At 61.1% G+C, this 12,995-nt stretch carries 12 protein-coding genes; 3 read left to right on the forward strand and 9 right to left on the reverse strand.

The genetic code is table 11. The annotated features are described in order from the left end of the window. Nucleotides 1-5: 5 nt before the first annotated feature. Both FEU76_RS06000 and FEU76_RS06005 read right to left on the reverse strand, forming a co-directional pair. Entirely contained in the window at nucleotides 6-788 is a 783-nt protein-coding gene (locus tag FEU76_RS06000; RefSeq protein ID WP_081135912.1) for an ABC transporter ATP-binding protein, read from the reverse strand. Beyond that, nucleotides 788-1,894 carry an ABC transporter substrate-binding protein gene (locus FEU76_RS06005; protein ID WP_260851360.1) on the reverse strand — a complete coding sequence of 369 codons (1,107 nt, stop codon included), beginning with the start codon at nucleotides 1,892-1,894 and terminating at the stop codon, nucleotides 788-790. The genes FEU76_RS06000 and FEU76_RS06005 overlap by 1 nt, the downstream gene beginning before the upstream one ends. Nucleotides 1,895-2,184: 290 nt before the next feature. Here FEU76_RS06005 and FEU76_RS06010 point away from each other — a divergent pair, with 290 nt between their 5' ends. Next, nucleotides 2,185-3,738 carry a BCCT family transporter gene (locus tag FEU76_RS06010; RefSeq protein ID WP_144981330.1) on the forward strand — a complete coding sequence of 518 codons (1,554 nt, stop codon included), beginning with the start codon at nucleotides 2,185-2,187 and terminating at the stop codon, nucleotides 3,736-3,738. 7 nt (nucleotides 3,739-3,745) lie between these two features. Here the strand turns inward: FEU76_RS06010 and FEU76_RS06015 are convergent, their stop codons facing one another. Further along, nucleotides 3,746-4,567 (reverse strand): flagellin N-terminal helical domain-containing protein, encoded by an 822-nt coding sequence (locus FEU76_RS06015; RefSeq protein ID WP_144981333.1) that lies wholly within the window; start codon nucleotides 4,565-4,567, stop codon nucleotides 3,746-3,748. A 119-nt stretch (nucleotides 4,568-4,686) separates the two neighbouring features. After that, nucleotides 4,687-5,115, reverse strand: coding sequence for a 2-amino-4-hydroxy-6-hydroxymethyldihydropteridine diphosphokinase (folK, locus tag FEU76_RS06020; protein ID WP_144981336.1), 429 nt, complete (start codon nucleotides 5,113-5,115; stop codon nucleotides 4,687-4,689). 211 nt (nucleotides 5,116-5,326) lie between these two features. Between folK and FEU76_RS06025 the strand changes: the two genes are divergently transcribed. Then, nucleotides 5,327-6,076: an SDR family oxidoreductase gene (locus tag FEU76_RS06025; protein WP_039178643.1), complete on the forward strand. Its 750-nt coding sequence runs from the start codon at nucleotides 5,327-5,329 to the stop codon at nucleotides 6,074-6,076. Between the two features lie 66 nt (nucleotides 6,077-6,142). Here FEU76_RS06025 and ybiO read toward each other — a convergent pair whose 3' ends face one another. The 5 genes from ybiO to trhO form a co-directional block, all read right to left on the reverse strand. Beyond that, complete coding sequence (gene ybiO, locus FEU76_RS06030) at nucleotides 6,143-8,497, reverse strand: mechanosensitive channel protein (protein WP_446718800.1); 2,355 nt, start codon at nucleotides 8,495-8,497, stop codon at nucleotides 6,143-6,145. Between the two features lie 271 nt (nucleotides 8,498-8,768). Continuing rightward, nucleotides 8,769-9,200, reverse strand: a complete 432-nt coding sequence (locus FEU76_RS06035) for a YqaA family protein (protein ID WP_016915386.1) — start codon at nucleotides 9,198-9,200, stop codon at nucleotides 8,769-8,771. A 16-nt stretch (nucleotides 9,201-9,216) separates the two neighbouring features. Then, the gene (locus FEU76_RS06040) at nucleotides 9,217-10,041 is read right to left on the reverse strand and encodes an IclR family transcriptional regulator domain-containing protein (RefSeq protein ID WP_081193408.1); all 825 of its coding nucleotides are present in this window, start codon (nucleotides 10,039-10,041) and stop codon (nucleotides 9,217-9,219) included. A gap of 101 nt (nucleotides 10,042-10,142) precedes the next feature. After that, nucleotides 10,143-10,943, reverse strand: coding sequence for an enoyl-CoA hydratase (locus FEU76_RS06045; RefSeq protein ID WP_144981344.1), 801 nt, complete (start codon nucleotides 10,941-10,943; stop codon nucleotides 10,143-10,145). A 109-nt stretch (nucleotides 10,944-11,052) separates the two neighbouring features. Next, complete coding sequence (gene trhO, locus FEU76_RS06050; RefSeq protein ID WP_144981347.1) at nucleotides 11,053-12,012, reverse strand: oxygen-dependent tRNA uridine(34) hydroxylase TrhO; 960 nt, start codon at nucleotides 12,010-12,012, stop codon at nucleotides 11,053-11,055. Nucleotides 12,013-12,254: 242 nt separating this feature from the next. Between trhO and FEU76_RS06055 the strand changes: the two genes are divergently transcribed. Further along, on the forward strand, nucleotides 12,255-12,944 hold the full coding sequence (locus FEU76_RS06055) for a pirin family protein (protein ID WP_144981350.1): 690 nt from the start codon (nucleotides 12,255-12,257) through the stop codon (nucleotides 12,942-12,944). Nucleotides 12,945-12,995 lie beyond the last annotated feature (51 nt).

The following is a 12,995-nucleotide window of genomic DNA, read 5'->3' on the forward strand; positions in this document are numbered from 1 at the left end:
CTCCTTCAGGCGCTGCGCACTTCACCGATCTGGGCGCGCAGCGACTGCACCAGGTCAATGAACGGTTTCTGGTAAGTGGTTTCCAGCGCCCGAGGGCGAGGCAGTTCGATGGTGCGCCGCTCGATCACGCGCCCCGGACGACGGCTCATGACATAGACGGTGTCGGCCAGGAAAGCGGCCTCGCGTAGGTCATGGGTCACCAACACCACGGTAAAGCGCTGGGCCTCCCACAGGTCACGCAAGACGCACCAGAGCTCTTCACGGGTGAACGCATCCAGCGCGCCAAAGGGCTCGTCCAGCATCAGCAAGCGCGGCCGATGAATCAGCGCGCGACAGATGGACGCCCGCTGCTGCATGCCCCCCGACAGCTCCCAGGGGTACTTGTTTTCATGCTCGGCCAGGCCCACCGTCTCGAGCAGCGCCCGAGCCCAGCCTTTGAACTCTTCCCGGCGCTTGCGGAACTGCTTCCGATAGGGCTCGACGATTTCCAGCGGCAGCAGCACGTTGTCCAGAGTGGTACGCCAGGGCAGCAGGTTGGCATTCTGGAACGCCATGCCGGTGATTTTCAAAGGCCCGGTCACGGGCAGCCCATCCACCTGGATGCTTCCCTGCGTAGGGGCATGCAGGCCGGTACACAGCTTCATGAAGGTGGATTTGCCACACCCTGACGGCCCCACGAAGGCGACGAACTCGCCTTCGTGGATCGACAGGTCGATATCTTCGATGGCGTTGCCCGAGCCGTCGTACGCCAGGCTGACGTCATCGAAGCGGACGAACGCTGCCGACATCACTCCGCCTCCGGCAGCAGCATGCGCTCTTCTACCGGCGGCAGGTAGCGGGAGTCAAAGACCTGATCGGGGGATGGCAACGTGGGCAGATCGTAAGCATCCGCCACCAATTGAATCGCCTGGCTCAGCCGCTCGTCATCCACACCGCCCACGCCATATTCACGGGCATCGGGGGTATCCACCACGCTCTCCAACGCCAGCTTCAGGCGACGCGTTTCCATCTCGACATCGATCAGGCCATCGCGGTTACGCACGTACTCGATGGCCGCTTCGGGGTCTGCCAGGGTCTCTCCCAGCGCACGGTTGAAGGCGCGCAGAAAGCCCTGCACGGCCTCGGGGTTGGCATCGGCAAAGGCATCACTGACCAGAATCGCGTTGCCGTACAGCGGGACGCCGTAGTCGGGGAACGGCATGATGGTCAGCTCGTCTTCGCTCATGCCGCGCTCTTCCAGATTGAGCAGGCTGGTGAAGTAGAAGCCGGTGATGGCATCGACATCGCCCCGGGTCAGCAGGGTTTCGCGTAGCGCAGGATCGACGTTTTGCCACGCCACTGCGTCGGCCTCCAGCCCATTAGCAGCGGCAAAGATGCCCCAGGCGCGATAGCCGGTGTCGAAGGCCGGGGCGGCGATGGTCTTGCCTGCCAGGTCAGCGGGGCTCTCGATGCCGCTCTCCTTGCGCGCAAACACCGCCGCGGGCGTGCCGTCATAAACGATATAAACGCCCTTGATGCCGGGGCCTTCCGGGTTTTCCGCAAGGAATTCGACCAGCGCGTTGAGATCGCCAAAGCCCATCTCATAGGCGCCCGAGGCCACCCGGTTCACCGCCCCTGCAGAGCCGCTTCCCGAATCGATCTGAACCTGCAGACCTTCTTCGGCGAAGTAGCCTTTTTCGGCTGCCATCAGAAACGGTGCTGCCGGACCTTCAAAACGCCAGTCCAGCTGGAAGCGAATCGAGGTCGTCTCGGCAGCAGCGCCGAGCGGAATCATCAGCGCCGCGCCAAATAGCGCTAGCGGAAACAAAGAGGAGCGGGCAGTACGGAAACGAATCGGCATGGCAGTGAGCACCTTGTATACAATATTGATGATGCTTTGCAGCAACGCTGCCATCTTTTGCTTTTTACTGTTCATTCATGAGCTTAGGCCTGCAAATGGATCAGCCAGCGCCCTCGAAAGCGCCAAAATGGTGCGCCACGCATTGGACGCGCACCATAAGAAAACATTTTTGGCCAAACCGTTAGACTTTGGTCTAACCCGACGGTATACTGTGTTCAGTTTCCTGTCCTCGCGCCATTCATTGAATGGCGCTTTTTTTTTGTGCTGCGGTTTTGCTCCGTAACACGCTCAAGCCATGCCCTTACCCTGCCTACTCCCCCTTCGATCCTGAACAGGTATTCGACATGACGCACTCTTCTCGCCCCACTGAGGAAGCCACACGGCGACCCTTTGGAGACCCCATCGTACTGGTGCTCAGCATTGGTTTCATCGTGACCTTCCTGTCACTTTCGCTGTATGACATCGAGCGGGTTGCCAGCACCATCAGCCAAGGGTTTGCCTGGACGGCGCTCACGCTGGGCAGCTACTTTCAACTGCTGCTATTGATGACCTTCCTGATTGCCATGGGCCTAGCGCTGACACCAGCAGCCAAGGCGCGTATCGGCAATCTGGATGCACCAGAAATGGGCACCTTCAAGTGGGTATCGATCATTCTGTGCGCTCTGCTGGGCGGTGGTGGGGTGTTTTTCGCCACAGGCGAGCCGATCTATCACTTTGTCGTTACGCCCCCCGCTTTCGATACCGAACCCGGCACTGCCGAGGCGGTGGCAGGTGCCTTGGCCCAGTCGTTTACCCACTGGGGGTTCATGGCCTGGGCGGTCCTGGGTTCACTCACGGCGGTAGTATTGGCGCATGCGCATTACGTCAAGGGCCAGCCGCTTCAGCCCAGAACGCTCCTTTATCCGGTGTTCGGTGAGCGCCTGATGCGCGGCCCGCTAGGCAGCGTGGTGGACGCCTGCTGTGTGATCGGTGTCGTGGCGGGAACCGTGGGGCCGATTGGCTTTCTGGCGACGCAGGTCAGTTTCGGCCTGCATGAGCTGTTCGGCCTGCCGGAAGGCTACACAGGCCAGCTGATCATCCTGGCCGTATTGGGGGCCATCTATGTGCTCTCCTCCATGAGTGGGGTACACAAAGGCATCCAGCTGCTCAGCCGCTTCAACGTGCTGTTGGCCCTGGCCATTGGTGCCGTGATTGTGGTTTTTGGCCCCACGCTGTTTCTGATGAATAGCTACATGGCCAGCATGGGCGCTTATGTCAGCGGCTTTTTCACCATGGCCACCATGACCGCCGACACCGCGCCCGCTTGGTGGATGCAGTGGTGGACGGTGTTCTTCTTCGCCTGGTTCATCGGCTATGCGCCGCTGATGGCGATTTTCGTGGCGCGCATTTCCCGAGGACGCACGATACGCGAAATGATTCTGGCGGTGGCGGTGCTCGCCCCCTTGGCGACGACCATCTGGTTCACGCTGCTGGGCGGTACCGGCATTTACTACCAATTGACCGACGTGATCGATATCACCGAGGCACTCGAAAACTTCCAGTTCGACGTGGCTACCCTCACCGTAGCCCAGGCACTGCCGGGCGGCACCTGGATGGCCATGGCCATCTTGCTGCTGACCACCATCTTCGTGGCCACCACCGGCGACTCCATGAGCTATGCCATTGCCGTGGTAGGAGCGGGACACGATGCGCCCAGCCCTTACATGCGTGCGTTCTGGGGGATCGCCATGGCACTGATGGCGGCGGTTCTGCTGTACATGGGCGCAGGCCAGATTGGCGCGCTGCAGCAGTTCATCGTGATTACCGCGATTCCCGTCTCACTGATCCTGCTGCCGTCACTCTGGAACGGCCCGCAAGCGGCTTACGCCATGGCGCGGGAGCAAGGGATCATCGACTGATCTCGGCTTACAAGCCTTGCAGCAGCCGTAGAATCACCTGCGGCTGCTGGTTGACCTGAGCCAGCATGGAGATGCCGACCTGCTGCAACAGCTGGGCACGAATCAGGTTGGAGACTTCCTGCGCGTAGTCGGCGTCCTGGATGCGTGACTGGGCGGCAGAGGTGTTGATGATGTTGGTATTGAGCCCGTCGATCACGCTTTCGAAGCGGTTCTGCACGGCGCCCAGGTAGCTGCGCTGGCGGTCGACCAGCTTCATGGCTTCATCCACCACGTCCATGGGCTTGCCGGTGGCCGTGCCATCGTCCAGCACGCTAAAACCTTCCAGCCCAAGCGCCTGAAGCCCCATGGCGGAAAAACGAATGCCAATCACATCCCCCGCATTGGCACCCACCTGAATGTTCAGGGTCCGATCTGCGTTGATCAGAGGAATGCCGTTGAAGTTACTCTGCTCAGTGACACGGGTGATCTCTTCCAGGCGCTGATCGATTTCCAGCTGAATAGAGGCCAAATCTTCGGAAGAGTTGGTGCCGTTGAGGGCTTGAACGCTCAGCTCACGGATACGTTGAAGGTTGTCGTTGATCTGGTTCAGCGAGCCTTCCGCCGTTTGCACCATGGAAATGCCATCGTTGGTGTTACGAATGGCCTGGTTCATGCCTCGAATCTGCGCGCCCATGCGATTGGCAATGGCCTGACCAGCGGGGTCGTCCTTGGCGCTATTGATACGCAAGCCGGAAGACAGGCGCTGCATGGAGGTCTGCATGGCCTGCTGGCTCGTACGTAAATTGTTCATCACCAACAGCGACGTGATGTTGGTCGCAAGGCTAAGCAAGGGCGTGACCTCAGGCATCAACGAAACAGAAACGGGGTAACGTTATTATCGGCCGACCTGGCCAATACATGAGCGCGTCCAGCAACAAAACGACCACAAGGCTTGCAACACTGCTCCCCTCACGGCTGCTGGGGCGCTTGCTCTCCCAAAGCGCGATGGCAGGAAGCCAATACGGCATCCACGGGACCACGCACATAGTCATATTGGAAATAGCCTTCGTCGACCACTTCACCATCCCACGCCACGATATCCAGATCCATGGTACGCGGGCCTGACTTGATCGGTCCTCGCACACGTCCCAGACGCTGCTCGACATCCCTCAGATAAGCTTTGAAGGCATCACGGGTCTGCGAGGTGCGAACGACCAACGCAGCGTTGAGGAAGTCAGGCTGCTGCTGAAACCCCACGGGCGCTGTTCGTACAGCTTCGGAGCGGGCCACCAGCTCACACTCGCGGCTCAAGATTTCCAGCGCTTGCGCAAAATGGTGTTCTGGCTCGATGTTGGTTCCTAACGAAATGATGCACTCATGAGACGCTATGGCTGTCATGGCAAGCCCTCGGGACTTGAGCAGAAAGACGGTTTCTGTTGAAACGTACCCGCCGCCTTTTTCCACTTGCCCACGGGAAACGAGCGGCACCCTCCAAGCGTAGCGTTTTCAGCATTATGTTCAACATCTGTATAAGTTATTGACAAACGCTGCTTACACGCAGAAAGTCAGCTGACCACCCAATAATAATCTTCCGTATAGGGAGCAACCCATGGGAAACCCTGCTGCACTCGTCACCGGTGGCGCCACCCGTCTTGGCCGCCACTTTTCCGAAGCGCTGGCCGACAAGGGCTTCGATATCGCGCTGCATGTCAACAGCTCGCGAACCGAGGCCGAAGAGGTCGCGGAACGCATCCGGAGCAAGGGGCGTGATTGCGAGATCTTGCCCTGCAACTTTCTGGAAGACCCGCTGGACGCGTTGATTGCCCACGCCAAGGCTCGTTTCCCAGGGCTTTGCGTACTGCTCAACAGCGCCAGTGCCTACGCGCCTGCACCTATCGCCCAGACAGACCTGGCCATGCTGGAGACTCAGTTTCGGGTCAATATGTTTACCCCGCTGCTATTGACGCGCCACTTTGCCGAGGTGGTCGAACACGGCCAGGTCATCAATATCATCGACAACAAGGTGGCTTACCATCAGTACCCTTATGCGGCCTACCTGCTGTCCAAGAAAAGCTTGGCAGACATGACGCGCATGGCGGCGCTGGAGTTTGCACCTCGCCTGCGTATCAATGGCATCGCCCCTGGTGTCGTGCTACCCGCATCGCAGCGCAGCAGTGACTATGTCCAGTGGCGGATCGAAGGCATTCCTGTCGATCATCAGGGGAATCCAGCGCATCTCGTACAAGCTTTGTACTATTTGTTGGACAATGCGTTCGTCACGGGGCAGGTGCTGTTCGTGGACGGTGGGGAGTCCATCAACCTGGTGGGGCGTCACTCCGAAAATTATCCGGGCGAGTGAGCCTGGCAGACTCTGCGCATACGACAAGGCCGCCCGAAGGCGGCCTTGTCGTTGATGCATCGAGGATCACACTTCCTCATCGTCAGGCTTGTGGTGCTCAGCCTCTTGCTCACTCGGTGATTTTCCACGACGAGGGCGATGGCGGTCATCCACTTCGAGCTCTGCTCGTTTGGGCTGCCCTGCCGGGCTACCATCGATGGTGAAGTCCTGCTGCATGACACGCAGGTTGGCAGGCGGCGCAGAGCCGGACTTGTCCTGCCCGAAGTACAGGGTGGTATGCGGGAACGGAATCTCGATACCCGCCGAGTCGAAGCGCATCTTGACGAGGCGGTTGTATGCCCGGCCAACGCCCCACTGGTCACCCGGCGTGGTCTTGATGACCACACGGATATTGACCGAGCTGTCGGCCAGCGCAGTAACGCCCGCCACGGTCATGTCTGCCAACAGCTTGTGACTGTGCTCTGGGTTGGCTTTGAGGTCTTCGAAGGCCAACTGGAGCTGGGCAATGGCATCGTCGATGTTCTCGCGGTAGGCAATACCGTATTCGCCCACGTGATTACCGTACTCACGCATGTAGTTGGAGACCGTGTCCACACTGGAGAACGGCACGATATGGTAGGTGCCGGAAAGGTCGCGAATACCCACCGAACGTATGCTCAACCGCTCAGCAGTGCCGGTAATACCGCCTACGGTCACGACATCGCCAGTATTCATGGCGTTTTCGACCTGGATGAAGACGCCGGTGATGACATCCTGCACCAGTCTCTGGGCACCGAAACCGATCGCCAGACCCAGCACACCGGCACCGGCAATCAGCGGCCCGATGTTGATGCCGATCTCCGACAGAACGATCATGCCGGTAATGGTCACCATGGCAATGGCCAGTGCATTACGGAACAGGCTAAGCAGCGTCTTGGCACGCGCCGAGGGCTCCCCGTCGCCCGTCTCGGGGTTCAGCTTGTGCTCGATCAGGCTGGCCAGCCCCAGCCATACGCCCAGCGATACGATCAGAATGACCGCCACACTGATCAGGTTGCCCACCAGGTTGGCACCGCGCTCGGAGGCGTACCAGGCAGCGAGATTGAACGCTCCCCAGGCATCCAGCACCACCATGATCACAGCCACGACAATGATGGTGCGCAGCACGCGCAGGGCATTGGGCACGTAGCTGTTCAGGCGCGCTTCCAGCAGCGGCAGCTTGCGCCGCAGGTCATCCGACAGCTGAATACGACGGCCGATGGTCTGGGTGAGGAAGGTGGACAGCAGCAGCCCCACCACCACCGCCACCAGCGTTTTCAGCGTGGCCATGAGCACGAAGGGCAGCGCATCGCCCGGGCGGGTCAGGGTCAGTACGAACACCATCAGGAAGTAGAGCAGAGCAAACAGGTGCCACGTACGAGCGAACAGGTGCAGCGAGACACGACTGGCCATCAGCGTCGAACGGTCGCCCATCAGGTTCAGGTTATTCCGCAGTCGAACACGGTTCTTCAGCACCACCGCCACGGCATAGACGAAGGCCAGCAGCATGATGAAGGTGCCCACGGCCTGCCCCAAGGTCGGGGCCAGGTAATAGTTGACCAGCGGTACGACCACCATCAGGCCATAGCCCACCATACCGATCAGGCGGGCGATCCAGCGATTCCAATAGGAGGCTTCCTGGGCAGAAATATGCAGCAGCCGCAGTCCCTCATAGCGGGAGGAGAACAGCATGCGCACTGCCGCCTTGAGCAGCTCGATGATCAGGAACGCGTTCAGGAACAGCGAGGCCCGGGTAGACAGCTCGCCCGTTTCGCCCACCGCAAACGTGGCGATCAGATTGCCGCCCACGTAGGCCAGCGCCACCAGCAGCACATCTACTACCGCGGCAAGCGCCACGCATAGCACGAGACGCAGCACCGGGGTCAGGTTGCCACCGGCCAACGACCAGGCACTGAGCTTGGTAAACAGCGTCTTGGCGAGACGACGGAAGGTAAAGAACAGGGCAAACGTGGCAATGATGACAATGCCGAGATTGATCGCGGCATTGGTGAAGTCGGCCATATTGAAGGTGCCGACCCCCTGCCCCGTGAACAGGTTGCCGACGATCGAGACGGCCTGCTCTAGCTGCCCACCCACATCGCTCACCGTGCGGCTGGTCAACTCTGCCAGCTGGCGCGGCAGCGAGACGTCTTCAGGAGAGACATTGCCACCGGCAGCCGCGGCTTCCGGGGAGAGCTCGTTGGCCAGTGCGGGAGGTAGCGCCGATGCCTGGTGGCGCAGCAGCTCAATCAGCTCCTGGCGAGCCTGCTCATCTTCCAGCAAGTCCGCCAGCGCAGAATACGAGGGCGGCTGCTCGGCACTCGTATTCGACGCTTCATTGTCAGCGCCTAGCGTGGTTTGCGCCATGGCTGGCCCGGCCAGCAAGGCGAACAGCGTCAGCATCCAGACGCCTAGCCAAGGTAGTAAACGTAGTGACGTCACACCATAACCTCCCTTTGGGTGAGTTTTTGCGATCCTGCGACTTGCCAAGAACCTGCCTACGCGTGCCCGCACAGACACGTCCACACAGAATAGTGCATCCATCAGGAATGCAAACCTGACATAACATACGCTAGGGTAACATGCCTGACTGCCAGAGAGGTTATCGCGACTGCTTTCGGTGCACCAACGAAAACACCCTCGCGCAGTTTTCAGGCAATCGCATAGCAGTGCCTTATTGGCAGTAAGGGGCCAGCCACTGCTGGGCCATGACGATCAACAGCGCATAGCGCGCGCCCTTGGCCAGCACGATCCAGAGCAGCGCCCGCCACCAGGCCAAGCGCATGACGCCTGCCAGGACGGTGAGCGGGTCGCCTATGACCGGCAGCCATGACAACAGCAGGCTGAACTCACCAAAGCGGTGATACCAGCGCTCTGCGCGGGCCAACCCTTGGGGCGATGCGGGGAACCAGCGGCGATCCTGGAACTGGCGGGCATAGCGCCCCATGGCCACGTTGATCATGCTACCCAGCGTATTGCCCACCGTGGCAACCAGCCAAAGCCCCAGCGCGGGCTCGCCCAGGCACCAGAGCCTGGCCAGCCACACTTCAGAGCCGCCCGGCAGCAGGGTGGCACTGGCAAGCGCCACCCAAAACAGACTAAACATGAGCAATCATCGGCAATTAACGAGGCCGCTGGCCGCCCATTTGCAGGGTGATGTCATCCGCCGTACGGCGCACCAGCGCCCCCAGCGCCAGCAGGCGATCTTCTGGAATGCGCGCCATGGGCCCGGAAACGGAAATGGCCGCCAGGGGAGTGGCGTGCTCGTCGAAAATACACGCGGCCACGCAGTGCAGGCCAATAGCATGCTCTTCACGGTCACAGGCAAAGCCCTGAGCACGAATGGCGGCCATTTCTGCCAACAGCGAATCGACCTGATAGCGCGTGTTTTCCGTGACGCGCGCCAGCTCATACCCACCCGCCAACAGCGCGTCGCGCTCCTCCTCGCTCATCCAGGCCAGCAGCGCCTTGCCTACCCCAGAGGCGTGCAGCGGTGCCCGCGACCCCAACCGCGTGATCATGCGCATCATTTGCGGCGATTCGTTCTGGGCCAGGAACACCGCCGTGGCGCCATCGCGAATGCCCAGGTTGGCCGTTTCGCCGGTCTCTGCCGTCAGGCGGCGCAAAAACGGACGGCTTTTCGCCACCACGTCACGCGCTTCCAGAAAGCTGTTGCCGATGCGGAAGGTTTTTACGTCGATTCGCCACAGGCCCTGCTCGCTCTCCTGGGTGACGAACCCCTGGCTTTGCAGTGCCTGGAGTAGCCGGTGGGTCGTGGAAGGTGCCAGGTCCGCTTGCTCGGAAAGCTCCGAGAGCGCCATCCCCAGCGGGCTGGCCGCCAGGTATTCGAGCAGCGTGAGGCCGCGTACCAACGATTGGCTATGCCCGCCGCTGGCTTTGGTGGCTCCCGCCGGACGTCCAACTGACCTGCGCTTGACTTCACTCACCTGGCACTCTCCTGAGGGCGCGTTAACATTCATAAATCAGCAGGATAACGCGGCCCGGCGGCCATGTCGCGTTTACGGAAACAAATTCCACCAATGGATCGCTAGCGGTGCCGCCAGACCGGCGGGCGTTTTTCGATAAACGCATCGATACCCTCGGCCACGTCCTCAGCCAGCATGTTGCAGGCCATGGTGTCTCCGGCAAAGGCGTAGGCTTCTCCCAACGGCATCGCCAGCTGGCGCGCAAACATGGCTTTACCGGTGCGCACCGCCACCGCGCTTTTGGCACAGATGCTCGATGTAAGCACCTCCACCGCCGAGTCCAGCGCTCCCTCTTCTGCGACGCGGTTGATCAACCCCCACTCCGCTGCCTGGTCGGCACTGATGAAGTCGCCGGTCAGCAGCATCTCCATGGCTCGCTTACGCGGTACGTTGCGCGACAGCGCTACGGCCGGGGTCGAGCAGAACAGGCCGACATTGATACCGGAGACCGCAAAACGCGCGCTGCTGGCCGCCACGGCCAGATCGCAGCTGGCAACGAGCTGGCAGCCCGCGGCGGTGGCGATCCCCTGCACCTTGGCAATCACCGGTACGGGGAAGTGAACGATGGTTTGCATTACCTTGCCACAGCGAGCGAACAGCGCCTGGTAATAGGCCTGCTCGGGGTGCGCGCGCATCTGCTTCAAATCATGCCCCGCACAGAACGCTCGGCCATTGGCAGCCAGTACCACGCAGCGTACCTGGTCATCCTGGGCGATCTCGTCCAGCGCCGTTTGCAGGGCCTCCAGCATGGCTTCCGAAAGCGCATTGAAGCGCTCCGGCTGGTTGAGCGTGAGGGTAACGGCGCCGTCCTGCGCGGTGCGCAGCAGGCAGTCGTCGAGGGAAGCAACGTGTGAAGAGGGCATGGCAGGCTCCTGAGCAAAACGTGCTGCTCAGTCTAGCGCCTGCCCGACGCGCTGATCGCTCACTACGACCAAAGTGGCCTCTTGCAGGGCAAGCGGCCACGGGGTCGGGTTACGCTTTGTCGTGGGCCGCCTGGCGGGGGTTGTAGCCCAGCGGATGGGGCTCACCGCGGGCCTTGGCCAGCTCGATCTGGCGCTGGCGTTCGCGGGCAGCGGCGCGGGTCTTCTCGGGCAGCGAGTCGATGCAGTGCGGGCAGCTGATGCCGGGCTCGTAGGCCGACGACTGCATGTCTTCCTGAGAGATCGGCATGCGGCAGGCGTGGCACTGCTCGTGCTCGCCCTCGGTGAGATCATGGCGCACGGTGACGCGGTTATCGAACACGAAGCACTCGCCGCGCCACAGCGACTGCTCTTCCGGCACCTTTTCCAGGTAATTGAGCACGCCGCCCTTCAGGTGGTACACCTCTTCGAAGCCCTCTTTCAGCATGAAGCTGGAGGCTTTCTCGCAGCGAATGCCGCCGGTGCAGAACATCGCCACCTTCTTGTGCTGCTCCGGGTTGTAGTGCTGGCGCACGTACTCGGGAAACTCGCGGAACGTGGTGGTCTTGGGGTCGACCGCGCCTTCGAAGCTGCCAATCGCGACTTCGTAGTCGTTACGGGTATCGATCACCAGCACTTCCGGGTCGGAGATCACGTCGTTCCAGTTTTCCGGCTCGACGTAAGTGCCCACGGTGTCGTTGGGGTCGATGCCCGGCACGCCCAGCGTCACGATCTCCTTTTTCAGCTTCACCTTGGTGCGGTAGAACGGCGGCTCGTCGCAGAAGGACTCTTTATGGTCGATATCGGCAAGGCGCGGGTCGGCGGTCAGCCAGGCCAGCAGCGCATCGATGCCTTCACGGCTGCCGGCCACGGTGCCGTTGATGCCCTCTTTGGCCAACAGCAGCGTGCCTTTGACGCCATTGGCCAGCATGGTCTGGTGCAGCGGCTCGCGCAGCGCTTCGAAGTCGTTCAGGGTGACAAATTTGTACAGCGCAGCCACCACGATGGGCGGTGTGGAAGTGGGGGTCGTCATGCAGTGCTCCTGGTAGTCGCCCTCGCAAAGGGCGGACCGGGTGAATAATCCCGCGCATGATAGCAAAAAGCGCGCCGCGCGTGCATCTGCACGCACCTGCCAGTCACCCTCCTGACGGCCCTCAATCGTCGATTATTTCGACGCCATCATTGAGAAAGCTTCACCCCACGCAGGGCGCTCTCGGTCGTATAGTAGGCAACATAGAGTAGGCAACAACCTGACTGATCAACGAGGTACCGTTCATGAAGATTCGTCGTTCCAACGAGCGCGGCTATGCAGACCACGGCTGGCTGCGCTCGTACCACACCTTTTCGTTTGCCAATTACATGGACCCTGAGCACATGGGCTTTCGCGCCCTGCGGGTGATCAACGAAGACCGGGTCGCCCCAGGCCACGGCTTTGGCGCCCACCCCCACCGGGACATGGAGATCATCTCCTACGTGCTCGAAGGTGAAATGGAGCACAAGGACAACATGGGCAACGGCGAGGTCATGCGCCCCGGCGACGTACAGCGCATGTCAGCGGGCACGGGGGTAGTGCACAGCGAGTTCAACCACTCCCAGCAAAACGGCCTGCATTTCCTGCAGATCTGGATCGAACCGGCCCAGCGGGGCATCTCGCCCAGCTACGAGCAGAAGGCGTTCCCCACGGCCGAGCGCCAGGGCCAGTGGCGCCTGGTCGCTTCTCAGGATGGCCGCGACGGCTCGGTGGGCGTCAATCAGGACGTCAACCTGTATGCCAGCCTGCTGAGCGCGGGTGATCAGCTGGCAGCGCCACCTTCCCGCCATGCCTGGCTGCATGTGGTGAAAGGGGCCGTTGAAGTGAACGGAGAAACCCTGCGCACCGGTGACGCGGCGGCCTTCACCCCCAGCGAGGACGTTGCGCTGGCGTGCACCGAGGCCAGCGAAGTACTGCTGTTCGACCTGGCCTGATAGGCAAAACGGCCCCAGAGGGGCCGTTTTTTATTGCACGAAGGGGCGAGA

It is taken from the genome of Halomonas sp. C22, from assembly GCF_007655045.1.
Taxonomy (GTDB): domain Bacteria; phylum Pseudomonadota; class Gammaproteobacteria; order Pseudomonadales; family Halomonadaceae; genus Vreelandella; species Vreelandella hamiltonii.